19 protein-coding genes are annotated in these 19,234 nt (G+C 71.2%); 16 read left to right on the top strand and 3 right to left on the bottom strand.

What is annotated here, in order from left to right; genetic code table 11:
* Nucleotides 1-628: 628 nt before the first annotated feature.
* From ACE3Q2_RS07065 to ACE3Q2_RS07055, 3 genes are all read right to left on the bottom strand, one after another.
* A complete protein-coding gene (locus ACE3Q2_RS07065) occupies nucleotides 629-1,420 on the bottom strand; it encodes a hypothetical protein (RefSeq protein WP_231696471.1) in 792 nt (263 codons plus the stop codon).
* 103 nt (nucleotides 1,421-1,523) lie between these two features.
* Complete coding sequence (locus tag ACE3Q2_RS07060) at nucleotides 1,524-2,057, bottom strand: hypothetical protein (protein ID WP_374473541.1); 534 nt, start codon at nucleotides 2,055-2,057, stop codon at nucleotides 1,524-1,526.
* A 60-nt stretch (nucleotides 2,058-2,117) separates the two neighbouring features.
* Nucleotides 2,118-4,268: an adenosylcobalamin-dependent ribonucleoside-diphosphate reductase gene (locus tag ACE3Q2_RS07055; protein WP_374473540.1), complete on the bottom strand. Its 2,151-nt coding sequence runs from the start codon at nucleotides 4,266-4,268 to the stop codon at nucleotides 2,118-2,120.
* A 486-nt stretch (nucleotides 4,269-4,754) separates the two neighbouring features.
* Between ACE3Q2_RS07055 and ACE3Q2_RS07050 the strand changes: the two genes are divergently transcribed.
* The 16 genes from ACE3Q2_RS07050 (at nucleotide 4,755) to ACE3Q2_RS06975 (ending at nucleotide 19,217) form a co-directional block, all read left to right on the top strand.
* Nucleotides 4,755-6,209, top strand: coding sequence for a Do family serine endopeptidase (locus ACE3Q2_RS07050; protein ID WP_374473539.1), 1,455 nt, complete (start codon nucleotides 4,755-4,757; stop codon nucleotides 6,207-6,209).
* A gap of 59 nt (nucleotides 6,210-6,268) precedes the next feature.
* Nucleotides 6,269-6,556: a hypothetical protein gene (locus tag ACE3Q2_RS07045; RefSeq protein ID WP_374473538.1), complete on the top strand. Its 288-nt coding sequence runs from the start codon at nucleotides 6,269-6,271 to the stop codon at nucleotides 6,554-6,556.
* Between the two features lie 9 nt (nucleotides 6,557-6,565).
* On the top strand, nucleotides 6,566-6,997 hold the full coding sequence (locus ACE3Q2_RS07040) for a hypothetical protein (protein ID WP_374473537.1): 432 nt from the start codon (nucleotides 6,566-6,568) through the stop codon (nucleotides 6,995-6,997).
* Nucleotides 6,994-7,377: a hypothetical protein gene (locus ACE3Q2_RS07035; RefSeq protein ID WP_374473536.1), complete on the top strand. Its 384-nt coding sequence runs from the start codon at nucleotides 6,994-6,996 to the stop codon at nucleotides 7,375-7,377. The genes ACE3Q2_RS07040 and ACE3Q2_RS07035 overlap by 4 nt, the downstream gene beginning before the upstream one ends.
* Entirely contained in the window at nucleotides 7,295-8,419 is a 1,125-nt protein-coding gene (locus ACE3Q2_RS07030; RefSeq protein WP_374473535.1) for an AI-2E family transporter, read from the top strand. The genes ACE3Q2_RS07035 and ACE3Q2_RS07030 overlap by 83 nt, the downstream gene beginning before the upstream one ends.
* Before the next feature lie 46 nt (nucleotides 8,420-8,465).
* Complete coding sequence (locus tag ACE3Q2_RS07025) at nucleotides 8,466-9,182, top strand: HAD family hydrolase (RefSeq protein ID WP_374473534.1); 717 nt, start codon at nucleotides 8,466-8,468, stop codon at nucleotides 9,180-9,182.
* Complete coding sequence (locus ACE3Q2_RS07020; protein WP_374473533.1) at nucleotides 9,179-10,573, top strand: M17 family metallopeptidase; 1,395 nt, start codon at nucleotides 9,179-9,181, stop codon at nucleotides 10,571-10,573. The genes ACE3Q2_RS07025 and ACE3Q2_RS07020 overlap by 4 nt, the downstream gene beginning before the upstream one ends.
* A gap of 93 nt (nucleotides 10,574-10,666) precedes the next feature.
* On the top strand, nucleotides 10,667-11,902 hold the full coding sequence (locus ACE3Q2_RS07015; RefSeq protein WP_231696481.1) for an efflux RND transporter periplasmic adaptor subunit: 1,236 nt from the start codon (nucleotides 10,667-10,669) through the stop codon (nucleotides 11,900-11,902).
* A 59-nt stretch (nucleotides 11,903-11,961) separates the two neighbouring features.
* Entirely contained in the window at nucleotides 11,962-12,654 is a 693-nt protein-coding gene (locus ACE3Q2_RS07010; protein WP_374473532.1) for an ABC transporter ATP-binding protein, read from the top strand.
* A 10-nt stretch (nucleotides 12,655-12,664) separates the two neighbouring features.
* Nucleotides 12,665-13,828 carry an ABC transporter permease gene (locus tag ACE3Q2_RS07005; protein WP_374473531.1) on the top strand — a complete coding sequence of 388 codons (1,164 nt, stop codon included), beginning with the start codon at nucleotides 12,665-12,667 and terminating at the stop codon, nucleotides 13,826-13,828.
* Nucleotides 13,829-13,839: 11 nt separating this feature from the next.
* Nucleotides 13,840-15,024 carry an ABC transporter permease gene (locus tag ACE3Q2_RS07000; protein WP_231696484.1) on the top strand — a complete coding sequence of 395 codons (1,185 nt, stop codon included), beginning with the start codon at nucleotides 13,840-13,842 and terminating at the stop codon, nucleotides 15,022-15,024.
* A gap of 67 nt (nucleotides 15,025-15,091) precedes the next feature.
* Nucleotides 15,092-16,051, top strand: coding sequence for an EamA family transporter RarD (gene rarD, locus ACE3Q2_RS06995; RefSeq protein WP_231696485.1), 960 nt, complete (start codon nucleotides 15,092-15,094; stop codon nucleotides 16,049-16,051).
* Nucleotides 16,052-16,090: 39 nt separating this feature from the next.
* On the top strand, nucleotides 16,091-17,179 hold the full coding sequence (locus ACE3Q2_RS06990; RefSeq protein ID WP_374473530.1) for an alpha/beta hydrolase: 1,089 nt from the start codon (nucleotides 16,091-16,093) through the stop codon (nucleotides 17,177-17,179).
* Between the two features lie 45 nt (nucleotides 17,180-17,224).
* Nucleotides 17,225-17,662, top strand: coding sequence for an iron-sulfur cluster assembly scaffold protein (locus ACE3Q2_RS06985; RefSeq protein ID WP_231696487.1), 438 nt, complete (start codon nucleotides 17,225-17,227; stop codon nucleotides 17,660-17,662).
* Nucleotides 17,659-18,603, top strand: a complete 945-nt coding sequence (locus tag ACE3Q2_RS06980) for an XdhC family protein (protein WP_231696488.1) — start codon at nucleotides 17,659-17,661, stop codon at nucleotides 18,601-18,603. The genes ACE3Q2_RS06985 and ACE3Q2_RS06980 overlap by 4 nt, the downstream gene beginning before the upstream one ends.
* Entirely contained in the window at nucleotides 18,600-19,217 is a 618-nt protein-coding gene (locus tag ACE3Q2_RS06975) for an NTP transferase domain-containing protein (protein WP_374473529.1), read from the top strand. Before ACE3Q2_RS06980 ends, ACE3Q2_RS06975 begins: the two co-directional genes overlap by 4 nt.
* Nucleotides 19,218-19,234 lie beyond the last annotated feature (17 nt).

The raw sequence follows: 19,234 nt of genomic DNA, 5'->3' as shown, positions 1-19,234 counted from the left end.
TTGCCGCGCCCCGCTCGAAATCCCTCGCTGCCCCCCCCCGGGCGCCAGGATGCCCTTGGGTAAAAGATGGGGAGGTCCATTCACAATTCAATAGGGGCGCCCCCTGCGTCTTTCTTCGCCTGCTATTGGGCGAACGTCGAATTCTGGCGGTCCGGCCACGCAGGCGGCTCGCCCTTTCCCAGGTTGGCGAGGGGGCGCGCCGCCGTGCCGCCTGCGCGACCCGACTCTACTTTCCCGAGGTGCTTCAGTTCGCCTCGTGTTGGAGGCCGATCCTGCACGCAGGCCGCTAAGGGTCGAAGGCGGAAGCCCGCCGATTCCGAAAGCTACTAGTCGGCGCGATAAAAAGCTTACGGAGTAAACACCCGAACCCCTGGTCAGGCATTTACGGGGCAAAGGCGACCAGCGCCCGCATGTCGCTGGTTGTTGGTTCCTACAACCATAAAAAACTTCAGTGGCCAGATCGAAGGTCGGTTTTTCCGACCAAGCGATCTGACCACCGAGATAGCCGAAATATGGGCACAGCTCTGGAGTAGCGACTTATGCCAGCCCAGATAGTGACTTATGCCTGCCCAAATAGTGCCTTATGGCTTACCGCACATCCCCACACGGGACCCCGGGCCGGGTCACCTCACCCGCACTTCGAATAGCCGCAATTCAGGCACGTGGCGCAGCCGTCCATGATGACGGTGGCCTTGGTGTTGCACTTGAAGCACATGGTGGCGCTGGGCGGGAAAGAGGCGCCCTCGCCGGTTACCTGCACCGCCTCGTCGGCGCCGCGGGCGCCTTCGGTGCCGGAACCGGCGGGGGCACCGCTCAGGCCGGAATCACTGGACTTTTTTTTTGCGCGGGCCTCGTAGGCGGCGCGCTTCTCGGCGATCAGGCGCTTCTGTTCCTCGCCCAGCTCCGGGTCGAGGATCATGCCGATCGACTTGAGGTGCTCTTCGACCACCGAGCCGATCTCGGCCACGATGGACGGCATGTAGATGCCGCCGGCCTTGAAGTAGCCGCCGCGCGGGTCGAACACCGCCTTCATCTCGTCCACCAGGAAGGTGACGTCGCCGCCCTTGCGGAACACGGCGCTCATGATGCGGGTCAGCGCCACGATCCACTGGAAGTGGTCCATGTTCTTCGAGTTGATGAACACCTCGAACGGGCGGCGCAGCTCGTGTTCCGTGCCCGGGTTGAGCACGATGTCGTTGATCGTCACGTACATGGCGTGCTCGACCAGCGGCGACTTGATCTTGTAGGTGGAGCCCACCAGCACTTCCGGCCGCTCGACCTTCTCGTGCATGTGGATGATGTTCGATTCCGGCTCCTGCACGGCCACGGGCGCGGCGACGGGCGCGGCAGCCTCCTTGGCCTTGTCTTCCGGCTTCTGGACGCTGTAGCCCTTGATTTTCTTGCTGATCTTGATGGCCATACTCGGTTCTTTTCGCTTATGTGGTGCGGGGGGAGTTTCGCCCGGAGCCCCCCGCCGCGGGCGGCGGGGGGACGGGGTACGACAATCGGGACAGCCTCAGGCTTTAGCGCTTCCTGGCAACCTTTCGGGCCGTCGTCTTGCGGGCCGCCGGCTTCCTGGCGACCTTCTTCGCCGCCGCCTTCTTGGCGGCCGGTTTCTTGCGGGCCGGCGCCTTCCTGGCGGCGACCTTCTTCTTCGGCGCCGCCTTCTTCGCCGCGGCCTTGCGGGCCGGGGCCTTCTTGGCGGCCGCCTTCTTCTTGGGCGCGGCCTTCTTCACCGCGGCCTTCTTCTTGGGGGCCGCCTTCTTCTTGGGCGCCGCCTTCTTGCCTCCAACCTTGGCCTCGACCGCCTTCACCGCAGCCTTGACCTTCTTCTTCGCGCCGGCGACGGCCTTCTTCACCGCCTTGCCGGCGTCGGACTTCTCGGCCTTCTTCACCTGCGCCTTGGCCTTGCGGATCACCGGGGCGGCCTTCTTCTTCGCCGCCTTCACCACGACGTCCGCCTGGTGGGCGATGGCGCCGCCGATCTCCTGGGCCTTCTCGCTGACGCTGTCGGCGGCGCTGGAAATGGCCGCCGTGACTCCGTTGCCGTTGCTCATTACCGCTCTCCTCGTCATGGAACCCCGCGGCCTGCGCCGCAAGCCTAAGTTAGCGCGTTCTCAGAACTTGCCGTAGTAGCCTTCCTTGAGCGCATCGAACAGGTTGGCGGCGCTGTGCAGCTCGCCGTCGTATTCGATTTCCTCGTTGCCCTTGGCCTCCACCACGGTGCCGTCCTCGAGCTCGAAGCGGTAGGTGGTGTTCTCCAGGTCGGCTTCCTTCACCAGCACGCCCTGGAAGGCGGCCGGGTTGAAGCGGAACGTGGTGCAGCCCTTCAGGCCCTGCTTGTGGGCGTAGAGGTAGATGTCCTTGAAGTCCTCGTACGGGTAGTCCGTGGGCACGTTCGCGGTCTTGGAGATCGACGAATCGATCCACTTCTGCGAGGCGGCCTGGATGTCCACGTGCGCCTTCGGTGTGATGTCGTCGGCGGCGATGAAGTAGTCCGGCAGGCGGGTCTTCTCGTCGGTGCTGAACGGCATCGCGTCCGGGTTCACCAGGGTGCGGTAGGCCAGCAGCTCGTAGCTGAAGACCTCGACCTTTTCCTTGGACTTCTTGCCTTCGCGGATCACGTTGCGGCTGTAGTGGTGCGCGAAGCTGGGCTCGATGCCGTTGGAGGCATTGTTGGCCAGCGACAGCGAAATGGTGCCGGTGGGCGCGATGGAGCTGTGGTGGGTGAAGCGGGCGCCGGTTTCCGACAGCTCCTTCACCAGCTCCGGGGCCACGCCGGCCACGCGCTGCATGTAGCGCGAATACAGCGCGTGCAGCTGGCGGCCCTTGATCTTCTGGCCGACCTTCCAGCCGTCCTTCTTCATCTCGGGGCGCTTGCGCAGCATTTCGGCGGTGACCTTGAACTCCTCGTCCATGATCGGGGCCGGGCCCTTTTCCTTGGCCAGGCTCAGCGCCACTTCCCAGCCCGCCAGGGCCATCTCGCGGCTCACGTCCTCGGTGAACTTCACCGAATCGGCCTCGCCGTACTTCATCTTGAGCATGGTCACGGTGCTGCCCAGGCCCAGGAAGCCCATGCCGTGGCGGCGCTTGCGCATGATCTCGTCGCGCTGCTGCTGCAGCGGCAGGCCGTTCACTTCCACCACGTTGTCGAGCATGCGGGTGAACACGCGCACGACTTCCTTGTATTCCTCCCAGTCGAAGCGCGCCTTGTCGGTGAACGGGTCGCGCACGAACTTGGTGAGGTTGACCGAGCCCAGCAGGCAGGCGCCGTAGGGCGGCAGCGGCTGCTCGCCGCAGGGGTTGGTGGCGCGGATGGTCTCGCACCACCAGTTGTTGTTCATCTCGTTGACGCGGTCGATCAGGATGAAGCCCGGCTCGGCGAAGTCGTAGGTGGACGCCATGATGCGGTTCCACAGCTGCTGGGCGCGGATGTGGCCGTAGATCTTGCAGGCCACCATGCCGTCTTCGCGAGTGACGTAGTTCTCGCTGTGCGGCCAGTCGCGCCAGACCACCTGCTTCGGGTCGTTCACGTCGACGTCGCCGGCTTCCTTGACGTTCACCGGGAACACCAGCGGCCAGTCGGCGTCGGCCTCGACGGCCTGGATGAATTCGTCGGTGACCAGCAGCGACAGGTTGAACTGGCGCAGGCGGCCGTCCTCGCGCTTGGCGCCGATGAATTCCTTCACGTCCGGGTGGGCCACGTCGAAGGTGCCCATCTGGGCGCCGCGGCGGCCACCGGCCGACGAGACGGTGAAGCACATCTTGTCGTAGATATCCATGAACGACAGCGGGCCCGAGGTGTAGGCGCCGGCGCCGCTCACGTAGGCGCCGCGGGGGCGCAGGGTGGAGAACTCGTAGCCGATGCCGCAGCCGGCCTTGAGCGTCAGGCCGGCCTCGTGGACCTTGCCCAGGATGTCGTCCATCGAGTCGGTGATGGTGCCCGACACGGTGCAGTTGATGGTGCTGGTGGCCGGCTTGTGCTCGAGCGCACCGGCATTGGAGGTGATGCGGCCGGCCGGGATGGCGCCGCGGCGCAGGGCCCAGAGGAAGCGCTCGTACCAGTACTTCTGCTTTTCGCTGGTCGGCTCGGCCTCGGCCAGGGCCTTGGCCACGCGCTGGTAGGTGTGGTCGATGCTGGCGTCGACCGGGTCGCCCTTCTTGGTCTTGAGGCGGTACTTCTTGTCCCAGATGTCATAGGACGCCGGCTGCATCTCGATGTCCTGCGCCGCGTTGGTCTTTACCGCCTCCAGGCGAACCGTGCTCATAAGTCCTTTCTTCCTCCCGGGACGCCCTTCGGGGAGGGCGCCTTTGTCTGAGTTCTTATCGGGTGATGCCGGCCGGGAACCCCGGGGAGCCGACGCCGGCCCGTGGGGCATGGCCCCGGGCAAACCGTGCTGTCCGTCCCTGTTCCCGCATGCCGTCTCGCCGTCGCGTCGTGCAAGCTTGCGACCCCAAGCCTTGGGGCCGCCCCCCGCTGCCCGACACAAGATGTAGTGGCAGCGGAAAGCAAAACTACCCCTCGCCGGGGGGGCTGTCAACACGACAAAACCACCCGAAAAGGCAGCCGCTTCAAGATGTTCCACGGCACTCCCAGAGTTGTCCTGAGACGCCGCCGGACCCCGTTGCCGGGGCTTCCCGGGCCCGTGGAACCACCCCGCCCGGCTCCGGCCGCCCCCTTGTCCAGCCCCGGTTTGGCTCCCATCTGCTATCCCGTTCATCTTGTTCATCGACCGCGCCCAGGAGACCGCCCGATGCGACCCGCCACTGCCGCCGCCGCCCTGCTGACCGCCGCCCTGGCCGGCGCCGGGGCCAGCCACTGGCTGTCCCAGCCCGCCGCCCCGGCCGAGGTGGCGCCGCCCACCCGGGGCGAGGCCGCGCTCGACACCGCGGCCCGGCTGGCCCTGCCGCGCACGGCCGAAGCCGCCCTGCCGGCCCAGCTCGAGGGCGTGGCCCTGCCCTCGCTGGCGCCCATGCTGGAAAAGGTCACCCCGGCGGTGGTGAACATCTACAGCCAGCAGGTGGTGCGGGTGCGCAACCCGCTGGCGGAGCTGTTCGGCATGCCCGGCATGCCGCAGCAGCGCACCCAGCAGTCGCTGGGCTCGGGCGTGGTGGTGGACGCCGAACGCGGCCTGGTGCTCACCAACCACCACGTCATCGAGAACGCCGACGCGGTGTCGGTCACCCTGGCCGACGGCCGCACCCTGGAAGCCGAATTCATCGGCTCCGACCCCGACACCGACGTGGCCGTCATCCGCATCCCCGCCGAGGACCTGGTGGCCATCCCGCTGGCCGATTCGAGCCACCTGCGGGTGGGCGATTTCGTCGTGGCCGTGGGCAATCCCTTCGGCCTGGGCCAGACCGTCACCAGCGGCATCGTCTCGGCCGTGGGCCGCAGCGGCCTGCAGGGCCTGGGCTACCAGAACTTCATCCAGACCGACGCCTCCATCAACCCGGGCAATTCCGGCGGCGCGCTGGTGAACCTGCGCGGCGAGCTGGTGGGCATCAACACCGCCAGCTTCAACCCGCGCGGCAGCGCCGCCGGCAACATCGGCCTGGGCTTCGCCATCCCGGCCAACCTGGCCGACGAGGTCAAGCGCCAGCTGCTGGCCTACGGCGAAGTGCGCCGCGGTTCGCTGGGCGTGGACAGCGAAGACCTGACCCCGCGCCTGGCCGAACAACTGGGCCTGCCCAACAACCAGCGCGGCGCGCTGGTGACGCGCGTCTACCGCGGTTCGCCGGCCGAAACCGCCGGCGTGCGCCCGGGCGACCTGGTGGTGGCGGCCAACGGCGCGCGCGTGGACGGCGCGCAGTCGCTGCGCAACCTCGAGGGCCTGCTGCCGGTGGACAAGCCGGTGGCCCTGGACCTGCTGCGCGACGACCGCCGCCTGAGCGTGCAGGCCGTGCTCAAGGCCCGCGCCACCGAGGTGGACGGCAAGCAGATCGACCCGCGCCTGGCCGGCGCCACCCTCACCGAACTGCCCGAGCGCGTGCGCCAGCAGGGCCTGTACGGCGTGGTGGCCAGCAAGGTCGAGCCCGGCAGCCGCGCCGCCGAATCGGGCCTGCGCCCGGGCGACTACATCCGCGGCATCAACCAGCGCCGGGTGGATGACCTGCAGGCCTTCCGCGACCGCCTCGCCGACGCCCCCCGCCAGCTGCAGCTCGACGTGGTGCGCGGCGGCCGCGTGGGCTACCTGGTGATGCAGTGACGCCGCCGCCGGCCACGGCGACGGTGTAAGGTGGCGCGAACGACCCCAAGGAGCCCGCCATGAGCCCTTCCCCGGAAGAAAAAGCCCGGCACATCGACCAGGCCAAGGAAAACCTCGGCGAAGCGCGCGACGCGCTCAAGTCCGGCGTCACCGACGCACTGGAAGCCGGCGCCGCGGCCGCCAAGGAAGCGCGCGCCGAGCTCGACGAGAAGCTGCAGGGCCTGCTCGACCAGGGCCGCGGCATGCTCGACCAGGCCGAAGACCTGATCCGCAGCAAGCCGCTGGCCTCGTTCGGCATTGCCTTCGCGGCCGGTTACCTGGTCGCCGCCCTCACCCGCCGCAAGTAAGCCCCGGCCATGGCCGACACCGAACCGGGCGCCGAAGCCGGCGCCGGCAAGCTCGGCGAAGACACCCAGGCGGTGCTGCAGGCCGCGCGCGACACCGCCGGCGCCTACGTCGGCGCGCTGCATGCGCTGCGCCAGCTGTTCGCCGCCGAAGTGGGCCTGGCCCGCGACGCCCTGGTGCAGGCGCTGGTGTTCCTGCTGCTGGCCATGGTGATGGTGGCCACTGCCTACGGCCTGCTCACCGCCCTGCTGGTGGCCGGCATCCGCGCGCTGGGCGCGCCCTGGCTGCTGGCCATCGCCATCCCGCTGCTGCTCAGCGCCGGCCTGGCCTGGCTGGGCGTGCTGCGGGCGAAGTCGCTGCTGCGCCACGCCGATTTCGAAGGCACCCGGCGCCAGATCAAGCTGGGCCTGCAGGGCCTGCCCGACCAGGACGCGCCGCCGTGAGCCTGGCCGACAAGATCGCCGCCGCGCAGGCCGCGGAAGTCGAATGCCAGCGCCGCCGCGAAGCCATCGCTCAAGCGCGCGCGCACCTGGCGGCGGAAGTGAAGCGCACCGCCACGCCGGGCCGCATCGTGCTCTCGGGCCTGGCGCTGGGCTTCGCGGTGGGCTTCCGCGAACCCAAGGCCGGGCCCTCGCTGGCCGGCAAGGTGCTGGGCGGGCCGCTGTTCTCGATGGTGCTCGAGGCGGTGCTGCCGGGCATCGTGGCCGGCATCACCGCGGCCGCCGGCCTGCAGGAACCGAATGAAGACACCGAAGATGCCGAAGAACCCGCCGACGAAAGCGAAGCCGGCGACGACGCCGAAACCGCCCGCGGCGCGGCCTGACACGCCCGCCGAGGCGGCGCGCGGCAACGCGCGGCTGCTCTGGACGCTGGTCATCGGCGGGGTGCTCTACACCTGCTACCTGGCCAGCAGCCTGATCCTGCCGATCGTGCTGGCGGGTTTCTTCGCGCTGCTGCTGAGCCCGCTGATGCGGCGCGCGCCGCTGCGCTGGCTGCCGCGCGGCGTGTCGGCGTTGCTGCTGGTGCTGGCCCTGCTCGGTTCGCTCGGCGCTACCGGCGTGTTCCTGTCGGCGCCGGCGGCGGAGTGGGTGCGCAAGGTGCCGTTCGTGATGCGCGAGGCCGCGCCCAAGCTGCGCGAGATGGTGGGAACCTTCAACCAGGCCAGCCGCGCCCGCGAATCGCTGGGCCGGCTCACCGGCGCCGGCGAAAAGGCCGGCGAAACCGTGGTGGTGCAGCCGCCGCAGCCCGACCTGATCGAAGCCACGCCGCGCGTGCTGGGCCCGGTGCTGGCGGTGATCCTGCTCACCTTCAGCTTCCTGGTGTACGGCGACGACGTGCTGCGCAAGCTGCTGATGCTGCGGCCCACGCGGGCGCAGAAGCAGCTCACCGAGGAAATCGTGCAGCAGATCCAGAGCGACCTTTCGCGCTACATGCTCTCGGTGAGCGCCACCAGCGCCGCGCTGGGCGTGGCCACCGGCCTGCTGCTGTGGCAGCTGGGCGTGCCCGACCCGGTGCTGTGGGGCACGCTGGCGGCGGCGCTGAACCTCACGCCCATCGTCGGCCCGCTGCTGATGGCGCTGCTGCTGGCGCTGGTGGGGTTGTCGCAGTTCGACACCCTGGGCGCGGCCCTGCTGCCGGCGGCCGGTTTCCTGGTGCTCAACGGCTTCGAAAGCCAGGTGCTTACGCCCATGGTCCTGGGCCGCACCATGCGCATCAACCCGCTGGCCATCATCCTGTGGCTGATGGTCTGGGGCTGGCTGTGGGGCGTGGCCGGCCTGCTGGTGGCGGTGCCCATGCTGGTGTGCCTGAAGATCGTGGCCAGCCGGGTTGAGGCCTGGAACCGCTGGTCGCTGCTGCTCGAATAGCCTGCTTTCACGGCCGGGGCACCGGCCCGCGGGCTATCATTCGTAGGTGGAAACGCTGCCCCGGGCCCTGAGCCTCGACCTTGACGACACCCTCTGGCCGATCTGGCCGCTGATCGAGCGCGCCGAACAGGCGCTCGACGCCTTCCTGCGCGAGCGCTGCCCGCGCACCGCGCAGCGCTTCCCCATCCACCGCATGCGCCGGCTGCGCGAACAGGTGGCGGCCGAGCACCCGCACCTGGTGCACGACTTCACCGAGCAGCGGATGATTTCGCTGCGGCGCGCGCTGGCCGAGTCCGGCGACGACGTGGCCCACGCCGACGCCGCCTTCGAGGCCTTCTACGCCAGCCGCAACGACGTGGTGTTCTACCCCGACGCCCTGCCCGCGCTCGAACGCCTGGCCGCGCGCTGGCCGGTGGCGGCGCTCACCAACGGCAACGCCGACCTCGAGCGCATCGGCATCGGCGCGCATTTCCGCGCCTTCGTCAGCGCCCGCGAACAGGGCCACGCCAAGCCCGAGCTGCCCATCTTCATGGCCACCTGCGAACGCCTGGGCGTGGAACCGCACGAGGTGCTGCACGTCGGCGACGACCCGCTGCTGGACGTGGTGGGCGCGCGCCGCGCCGGCATGCGCAGCTGCTGGATCAACCGCAAGAAAGATTCTTGGCCGCTGGGGCTGCCCCGGCCCGACCTCGAGTTCGCTACCCTTTCGGGACTGGCCGACTGGCTGGAGTCCCACCCCGCTGCTGCCCTGGAGTCCCGATGAGCCTGCCCGCCTGCTTCGCCAGCCCCGACACCGCCCCGGCCGCCCTGCCGCTGGTGCTGGTGGACCCCGGCGCCTTCGAGGCCTGGCGCGGCGCGCAGCCGGCGGCGGTGGCGGCCTGGCTGGAGGCGCACGCCTTTTCGCCCAAGTCCGGCGCGCCGCTGCTGGTGCCCGGCGCCGACGGCCGCCCGGCCTTCGCCCTGGCCGGCGTGAGCGACGCGCACGACCCGCTGGCGCTGTCGCACCTGCCCTCGCTGCTGCCGGCCGGCAGCTACCGCCTTTCCGCCGAATCCCCGGTGAAGCCCGAGGCCGGCCAGGCCCTGCTGGGCTGGGGCCTGGGCGCCTACCGCTTCGAGCGCTACCTCAAGCCCGGCCGCACGCCGGCCCGGCTGGTGCTGGAGAGCGCCGACGCCGGCGAATCCGAAGCCTTCGCCCTGCTCAAGGCCGCCACCCTGGTGCGCGACCTGGTCAACACGCCCACCGAGCACATGGGCCCGGCCGAACTCGAGGCCGTGGCCGTGCGCCTGGCCCAGGCCTATGGCGGCCAGTGCCGCAGCGTGGTGGGCGACGCGCTCATCGACCAGAACTTCCCGGCCATCCACGCCGTCGGCCGCGCCAGCCACCGCGCGCCGCGCCTCATCGAACTCAACTGGGGCGACGACGCCCACCCGCGCCTGGCCATCGTCGGCAAGGGCGTGTGCTTCGACACCGGCGGCCTCGACATCAAGCCCGCCGACGGCATGCGCAACATGAAGAAGGACATGGGCGGCGCCGCCCACGCCCTGGGCCTGGCCCAGCTGGTGATGGCGCTGAAGCTGCCGGTGCGCCTGCAGCTGCTGGTGCCGGCGGTGGAAAACGCCATCGGCCCGAACGCCTTCCGCCCCGGCGAAGTGCTGGCCACCCGCCAGGGCCTGAGCGTGGAAGTCGACAACACCGACGCCGAAGGCCGCCTGGTGCTGTGCGACGCGCTCACCTACGCCGCCGAGGCCAGGCCCGCGCTGCTGATGGACTTCGCCACGCTCACCGGCGCCGCCCGCATCGCCCTGGGCCCCGACCTGCCGGCGCTGTACGCCAACGACGAACGCCTGGCCGCCGACTACCTGGCCGCCGGCGAGTCCGCCCGCGACCCGCTGTGGCGCATGCCGTTGTGGCGCCCCTACCTGAGCTACCTGAAGTCGAACGTGGCCGACCTGGCCAACTCCGGCGCCTCGCGCATGGCCGGATCGATCACCGCCGCGCTCTACCTCGAGCGCTTCGTGCCCGAAGGCCAGGCCTGGTCGCACGTGGACGTGTACGCCTGGAACGACAGCGACCGCCCCGGCAAGCCGGCCGGTGGCGAGGCGCAGGGACTGCGCGCGGCCTGGGGCCTGCTGAAGGCGCGCTTCGGCCGCTGACGCGCGGTGCGCCGGAAAAAGTAACTTCCGGCACCTTGGCCCCCGCGGGGGGGCGGGTAGACTTGCGGCCGTCCATTGCCTTCGGCCCCGCCCATGCCCGCTTCGTCCGACCTGATCAAGGAACTGCGCATCGACCGTTCCGCCCCGCCGCCGCCGCGCACGGGCGGCGGCCGCTGGCCCTGGGTGGCCGGCGGCGTGGTGCTGCTGGCCCTGGTCGCGGGCGGGCTGTGGACGCTGCGGCCGGCGCCGGTGGCGGTGAAGGTGGCGCGCGCCGAGGCCGTGTCCACCGGCGCGGCCAGCGCGGCCTCGGTGCTCGACGCCAGCGGCTACGTCACCGCGCGGCGCATCGCCACGGTGTCCTCGAAGATCACCGGCAAGGTCGAGGAAGTGCTGATCGAGGAAGGCCAGGCGGTCGAAGCCGGCGAAATCCTGGCGCGGCTGGAGGCCACCGACGCCCGCGCCCAGCGCGACCTGGCGGCGGCCCGGCTCGCCGCCGCCCGCAACGAAGCCAGCCGCGCCGCCGCCCAGCTGACCCTGGCCGAACAGACCCTGGTGCGCAGCCGCGACCTGGCCGCGCGCAAGCTGGTGGCCGCCGCGGCGCTGGACCAGGCCCAGGCCGAACGCGACGCGCTGGCCGCGCAGCGCGAGGCCGCGCTGAGCAACATCCGCGTCGCCGAGGAGTCGCTGGCCCTGGCCGAGATCGGCGTGGACAACACCATCGTGCGCGCGCCGTTCGCCGGCGTGGTGACGGTGAAGGCGGCGCAGCCGGGCGAGATGATCTCGCCGATCTCGGCCGGCGGCGGCTTCACCCGCACCGGCATCGGCACCGTGGTGGACATGGAGTCGCTCGAGATCCAGGTGGACGTCAACGAGGCCTTCATCGGCCGCGTGAAGCCGCGCCAGAAGGTGCAGGCCGTGCTCAATGCCTACCCCGACTGGAAGATCCCGGCGGAAGTGATCGCCATCGTGCCCACCGCCGACCGCAGCAAGGCGACGGTGAAGGTGCGCATCGCCCTGCTCGAGCGCGACGCCCGCGTGGTACCCGACATGGGCGTGCGCGTGGCCTTCCTCGAGGAGGCGCCGCCGGCCGGGGCCGCTGCCGCGGCGCCGGTGGGCGTGTCGGTGCCGGCGGAAGCCGTGGCCACGCGCGACGGCCGCACCGTGGCCTTCGTCGTGCGCGACGGCCGCGCCAGCCTGCGCGCGCTGGAGGTGGCCGAGGTGCGCGACGGACGCCGTCGTGTTTCCAAGGGCCTGGCCGTGGGCGAGCAGGTGGTGCTGTCGCCGCCGCCGGAGCTGCTCGATGGCGGGGCGGTGGTGGTTTCGGAGTGAGGAAGGGCGGTCGGGGCTGAAGCCCCTCCTACAGGGTTGGAATACAACAGAGGTGTGCCATGACTGAGTCGCTCGTACAGATCCGCCAGCTGACCAAGCGCTACACCCGCGGCAAGCAGTCGGTGGAGGTCCTGCACGGCATCGACCTCGACATCCCGCGCGGCGACTTCGTGGCGCTGATGGGGCCCTCGGGCTCGGGCAAGACCACGCTGCTCAACCTGATCGGCGGCCTGGACACGCCCAGCGGCGGCTCGGTGAGCGTGGACGGCCGGCGCATCGACCAGCTTGGCGCCGGCGAACTGGCGCGCTGGCGCGCCGAACACGTGGGCTTCGTGTTCCAGTTCTACAACCTGCTGCCGGTGCTCAGCGCCCAGAAAAACGTCGAGCTGCCGCTGCTGCTGACGAAGATGGGCGCTGCCGAGCGGGCCAAGCGCGCCCAGGTGGCGCTCACGCTGGTGGGCCTGGCCGAGCGCGCCGGGCACAAGCCCAGCGAACTCTCCGGCGGCCAGGAGCAGCGCGTGGCCATCGCCCGCGCCCTGGTGACCGACCCGACCCTGCTGGTCTGCGACGAGCCCACGGGCGACCTGGACCGCCACACCGCGGACGAGGTGCTGCGCCTGCTGCAGGTGCTCAACCGCGAGCATGGCAAGACCATCATCATGGTCACCCACGACCCGAAGGCCGCGGAGTTCGCCGCGCGCACCGTGCACCTGGACAAGGGCCTGCTGGCCGACGCCGCGCCGGCGCACTGAGGACGCCCCCATGACCCGCACCGGATTGGTCATCGCCAACCTCTTCCACCGCAAGGGGCGCACCTGGCTCACCCTGCTGTCGGTGGTGGCGGCGTTCACGCTGTTCGGCCTGCTGCAGGCCGTGATCGTGGTCTTTAGCAGCGGCGCCGACTTCGTCGGCACCACCCGCCTGGTCACCCAGTCGCGGGTGTCGTTCACCAACTCGCTGCCGATGCGCATGGTGCCGGAGATCGATTCGATCCCGGGCGTGCAGCGCGCCATGTACCAGCAATGGTTCGGCGGCGTGAACAAGGCCGACAACACCGAGATCTTCACCTTCGCCGTGGACCCGGAGCGCCTGCACGAGGTCTACCCCGAGTGGGTGATGCCGGAGGAACACTGGCAGGCCTTCGCGCGCACGCGCACCGGCATCATCATCGGCCGCCAGGTGGCCGACCGCACCGGCTGGAAGGTGGGCGACCGCATCCCGCTGGCCTCGAACATCTTCCCGGAGAAGAACGGCAGCAAGGACTGGGAGTTCGACGTCGTCGGCATCTACGACGGCGTCGACGAGCAGTGGCAGGGCCAGACCGGCGGCATGTACATCAACCACGCCTACTTCGCCGAGGCCTCGCTGTTCGGCGGCGGCCTGGCCGGCATGTTCTCGATCAAGATCGAGGACCCCGGCATGGCCGAGGCCATCGCGCGCACCATCGACCAGCGCTTCGAGAACACCGCCGACGAAACCCGCACCATGTCGGAGAAGGACTTCAACGTGAACTTCCTCAAGCAGCTGGGCGACATCGGCCTGATGCTGCGCTGGATCCTGTTCGCGGTCTTCTTCACCCTGCTGCTGGTGGTGGGCAACACCATGGCGCAGAGCGTGCGCGAGCGGGTGCCGCAGTTCGCGGTGCTCAAGACGCTGGGCTTCACCGACGACGCGGTGCTGGGCTTCGTGCTCGCCGAAACGCTGGCGCTGTGCGCCATCGGCGGCGTGCTCGGCCTGGTGATCGCCTGGGTGCTCAGCCAGGGCATCACGCAGGCGGCCGGCGGTTTCCTGCCGCCGATCATCCTGACCGCGCAGGTGTGGCTGGCCGGCATCGCGGCCATCGTGGTGCTGAGCCTCGCGGTCGGGCTGATGCCCGCGCTGCGGGCGCGCCGCCTGCGCATCGTGGACGCCCTCGCGGGCCGCTGAGGAGACCTCCCATGCTCAACCAGATCCTCTCCATCACGCTGATGAACGTGCGCAGCATCCCCGAGCGCTGGGGTCCTTCGCTGGTCATCGTGATCGGCCTGGCGGGCGTCGTGGCGGTGTTCACCGCCCTGCTCGCCATGGCGAACGGCTTCTCCTCGACGCTGCAGTCGGCGGGCCGCGCCGACAACGCCATCGTGCTGCGCGGCCAGTCGGGCGCCGAGCTCAATTCCGGCTTCGGCGGCGACAGCATGCAGCTGATCAAACTGGCCCCGGGCATCCGCAAGGGCGCGGACGGCCAGCCGCTGGCCGCGGGCGAACTGATGGTCATCACCGAGCTGGGCCGGAAGGACGACCCGTCCGCCGTCGCCAACGTGACCCTGCGCGGCGTCGAGCCGGCCTCGTTCGCCATCCGCCCGCAGCTGCGCATCACCGCCGGCCGCGAGTTCGCGCCTGGCAAGCGCGAGGTGATCGTCGGCGCCGGCGTCGCCGGCCAGTTCGCCGGCACGGACCTGGGCGACACCCTCAGGATGCGCGGCTCGGACTGGACCATCGTCGGCCACTTCGAAGCCGGCGACGCCAACGACAGCGAAGTCTGGGTCGACCTGGGCACGGCGCAGTCGTCGTTCAACCGCGGCAATGCGGTCAGCGCGGTCCGGGTCGGGCTCGAATCGCCGGAGGCCATCGAAACGCTGCGCGCGGCGCTGGCCGCCGACCCGCGGCTGGCGGTCGACGTGACCGAGGAGCAGGCCTACTACAGCGCGCAAACCCGCGGCGTGCGCCAGACGATCGAGGGCCTGGCCTTCGTCGTCACCTTCATCATGGGCCTGGGCGCGGTCTTCGCGGCGCTCAACACGATGTACGCGGCGGTGTCGGTGCGCACCCGCGAAATCGCCACGCTGCGCGCGATCGGCTTCGGCAGCCTGCCGGTGCTGGCGTCGGTGATGGTCGAGGCGGTGCTGCTCTCGCTGGTCGGCGGCCTCGTCGGCGCGATCGCCGCCTACGCGCTGTTCAATGGCCTGTCGGTGTCCACGCTCAGCCAGGCCAGCTTCACCCAGGTGGTGTTCGAGTTCGCGGTGACGCCGCGGCTGGTGCTCAACGGCCTGGTGATCGCGATGCTGATCGGCTTCATCGGCGGCTTGCTGCCGGCGCTGCGGGCCGCCCGCATGCAGGTGACCACGGCGCTGCGCACGGCCTGACGACACACCGTTGCAGCCATGGGGCGGGGCCCGGGCGGATAATGCCCGCCCAGCCCCCGGAGGCAACGTGAGCCAATCCGCCGCCATCGACCGCAAGGGCCTCGCGGCCGCCATCGCCTCCTACGTGCTCTGGGGCGTGTTCCCGCTGTACTGGGTGCTGCTCAGGCACGTGCCCTCGCTGCAGACGGTGGCGCACCGCATCGTCTGGTGCGCGGTGTTCGTGGTGGGCTACCTCAGCCTGCTCGGCGGCAGCACCTGGCTGCGCGACGCGCTCTCGCGGCCGCGCGTGGGCCGGCTGCTGCTGGCCAGCAGCCTGCTGATCAGCTTCAACTGGGGCATCTACATCTGGGCGGTCACCAACGGCCGCGTGGTCGAAGCCAGCCTGGGCTATTTCATCAATCCGCTGGTGAACGTGCTGCTGGGCGTGCTCGTGCTGCGCGAGCGGCTCAATCCGGCGCAGTGGACGGCCGTGGCCATCGCCGGGGCCGGCGTGCTGTGGCTGGCCTTCCTGCACGGCGAGCCGCCGTGGATCGCGCTGGCGCTGGCCTTCAGCTTCGCCTTCTACGGCCTGATCCGGAAGACCGCGCACGTGGATGCCATCCCGGGCCTGGCGATCGAGAGCCTGTTCCTGCTGCTGCCGGCGCTGGCCTGGCTGGGCTGGGCGCAGTGGCAGGGCGAAGCGGCCTTCCTCAACGGCAACCTCGGCGCCGACGCGCTGCTGGTGCTCGGCGGCGCTCTCACCGCGCTGCCCCTGATTGGCTTCGCCTACGGCGCGCGGCGCATCCCGTACTCGCTGGTGGGCATCCTGCAGTACATCGCGCCGACGCTGCAGCTCCTCAGCGGCGTGCTGCTGCTGGGCGAAACCTTCAGCGGCACGCAGGCGGTGGGCTTCGCCTGCATCTGGCTGGCGCTGGCGATCTACGCCGCCGACGGCTGGCGCCGCGCGCGCCGGCAGCCCGCCCGGGCCGCCGCCGAACACTGCGACGACGCCGTGCCCGCCACCGACGGCGCCGCGCCGCCGCGCTGAGGTTTGCGGGGCACTCACGCCGCGCGGCACACTCGCGCCATGCGCATCCACCTTGCCTGGACCGCGGCGCTGGCCGCGGCCATCGTCGCCCTGACGCCCACCATCGCCGTGGCGCGCGCCCTCGAAGACTGGATCACCCACCCCGCGCGGGCGGACACCGTCTTCAGTGGTGACAACTACTTGCATTGGCTGGCGCGCGTCGGCAGCCCGCTGGAGCAATTCCAGCCGGCGCAGGGGCCCCGGCTGGCGTTCGCGGTGGTTGAGCCCGCCGACTACCAACTCGCGTATGAATTCATTCGTCTGCCCGAGGGCATGGGCTTCACGTTTGAATTCAAGCACCCGGCGCCGGCCCTGCCGCCGCCGGTGCGCGGCACGGTGGTCTTGCTGCATGGCTGGTCCATGGACGCCGGCAGCCTGCTGCCCTGGAGCCTGGCGTTCTCGCAGCGGGGCTACCGCACGGTGCTGCTGGACCTCCGCAACCACGGCCTGTCCGGCGAGGCGCCCGCGGGCTATGGCACGCACGAGGCCGCCGACGTGATGGCCCTGCTCGGGCACCTGCGAGCGCAGAAGCGCATCGCGGAACCGGTGCACCTGTTCGGTGTTTCCTATGGCGCGGTCACCGCGCTTCATGCCGCCGCGCAGCCCGATGCGAGCGTGGCCGGCGTGGTGGCGATGGAGCCTTTCGCGAATGCCGCCGATTCCATCCGTCATTACGCCGGGCGACTGAAATCAGGCGCGGGTGGCGGCTGGCGCGGGCGCGCGCTGGGCTGGTGGCTTCGGGCCACCGTGGACGACGACGATCTCGGGCAGGCGCTCGACCGCGCGGGCCAGCGTCTCGGCGTGGACCTGCGGACACTGGACACCGCGAGGCCCGTTGCCGCCACGCGCGCCTGCGTGCTGCTACTGCACGGTGCGCGCGACCAGCTGGTGCCGGTGGCCGCCGCGCGTTCGCTGGCCATGGCCTCGCAGCGGCTGCGTTACGCCGAGCTGCCGGAGGAAGACCACTTCACGCTGCCGGCGCGACTGGACTGGCTTTCGAGACCCATCGGCGACTGGCTCGGTGACGCTGGCACGGCCGACGGACGCGATTGCCCCGCGCCGGCGCTGCCCGCCGATCCACTGCCGTGACGGCCGTAACTTGTCCGTCACGCGGGGCCATGCCCTAATCGAGGCATGGGTTCCGACGCCTTCTCCGCGCTCTACCGCGACCAGGTGCTGGCGCACGGCCGGGAGCCGCGCCAGGCCGGTCGGCTCGACGGCCGCGCGCGCCGCGCCAGCGCCAGCAATGCGCTCTGCGGCGACCGCGTGGCGGTCTCGCTGCGCCTGGGCGACGACGGCGCCATCGCCGAGCTTCGCCACGACAGCGAAGGCTGCCTGCTCTGCCTGGCTTCGGCTTCGCTGATGGCCGGCCGCGTGGCGGGCCGTCCGCCGCGGGACGTGGCACCACTCGCGGACGCGCTGCGCGACGCGCTGGCGCGCGGCGACGAGTCCGGGCTCGGCGAACTCGCCGCGCTGATCGGCGCCGCGCCCTACCCTTCGCGCCACCGCTGCGCGCTGCTGCCCTGGGACGCCCTGCTGGCCGCGCTCGACGCGCCGGAGACCGACGCATGAGCGCGCCCGGCGGTCTGCGCGGCGCGCTCGCGGCGGCGCAGGCGCACCGCGCCGCGGGCACGCCCTTCGCGCTGGCCCTGGTGACCGACACCGAAGGCTCGACCTACCGCAAGGCCGGCGCGCTGGCCCTGGTGGCCGCCGATGGCACCCGCACCGGCACGATTTCCGGCGGCTGCCTGGAGCCTGCGCTCGAGGCGCTGTGCCAGGACGCGATCGCGCGCGGCCAGCCCGGCGTGGCCGTGTTCGACACCCGCGACGACGACGACCTGCTGTTCGGCTCCGGCTCGGGCTGCCGCGGCCGCATGCGCGTGCTGGCCTGGCCGCTGCCCGGCCCTGGCGACGCGCTGTTCGATGCGCTGCTGGCGGCGCACGCCACCGGCGGCGCCCTGTCGCTGGCCGTGGGCGTGGAAGCCGCCACGCTCGGCGCGCTCCGCTTCGACGGCACCGCGCCCGAGGGTTTCCTGCCCCTGCGCATCGCACCGGTGCGGCGCCTGCTGCTGCTGGGCGCCGGCCCCGAAGCGCCGCCGCTGCTGCGCCTGGCCCACACCCTGGGCTGGGAAACCACGGTGGCCGACCACCGCGAAGGCCTGCTGCGGGCCGCCCGCCTGCCCGAAGCCCACGCGCTGCTGGCGCTGAAACCGGCCGCCACGCTCGAAGCGTCGCCACGCGCGCCCGACGCCGCACTGGTGATGACCCACCTCGCCAGCGCCGACCTCGAGGCCCTGCGCGCGCTGTCCACGCTGGCCGTGCCCTACGTCGGCCTGCTCGGCCCGCCCGGCCGCCGCGACGAACTGCTGGCGGAACTCGACGGCACGCAGCGCGCGGCGCTGCTGCCACGCCTGCACGCGCCCGCCGGCCTGTTCCTCGGCGGCGAGGGCCCCGAGGCCATCGCGCTGGCCATCGCCGCCGACCTGCAGCGCCACTTCCACGCGCCGCCATGAACCCGCCCCGCCACGCCCTGATCGTGCTCGCCGCCGGTGGGTCGCGCCGCCTGGGCGAAACCAAGCAGCTGCTGCGCCTGGACGGCGAATCGCTGGTGCGCCGCGCCGCCCGCCTGGGCCTGGCCACCGCGCCCACGGAAGCCTGGCTGGTGTGCGGCGCGAACGCCGACGCCGTGCACGCCGAAGCCGCCGACCTGCCGCTGCGGCGGGTGGACTGCGCCGGCTGGCAGGCCGGCCTGGGCACCTCGCTGGCCACCGGCGTGAAGGCGCTGGGCAAGCAGGTGGAAGGCGCCCTGGTGCTGCTGTGCGACCAGCCCGCGCTCGACCTCGCGCACCTGCTGGCCCTGCGCGACGCCTGGCGCGTCGACCCGCGCCGCGCCGCCGCCAGCGCCTATGACGGGGTGCTGGGCGTGCCGGCGCTGCTGCCGCGGTCCTGGTTCGCCACGCTGGCCACCGGCGCCGACGACCGCGGCGCCCGCGACCTGCTGCGCCAGCACTCGGACCAGGTTCACGCCGTACCCGCCAACGGCCTGGCGCAGGACCTCGACACCCCGGCGCAAAGGCAGGCCTGGCTCACCCCGGCTTCACTTGGTGGCAACCCGCCCCAGGAGTAGGCTCGGGGCCTTCCCCA

Source organism: Arenimonas sp. (assembly GCF_041913985.1).
In the GTDB taxonomy this organism is placed as follows: Bacteria; Pseudomonadota; Gammaproteobacteria; order Xanthomonadales; family Xanthomonadaceae; genus Arenimonas.
Note: the sequence above shows the minus strand (reverse complement) of the source record. Positions and strands in the feature narration are given on the sequence as shown.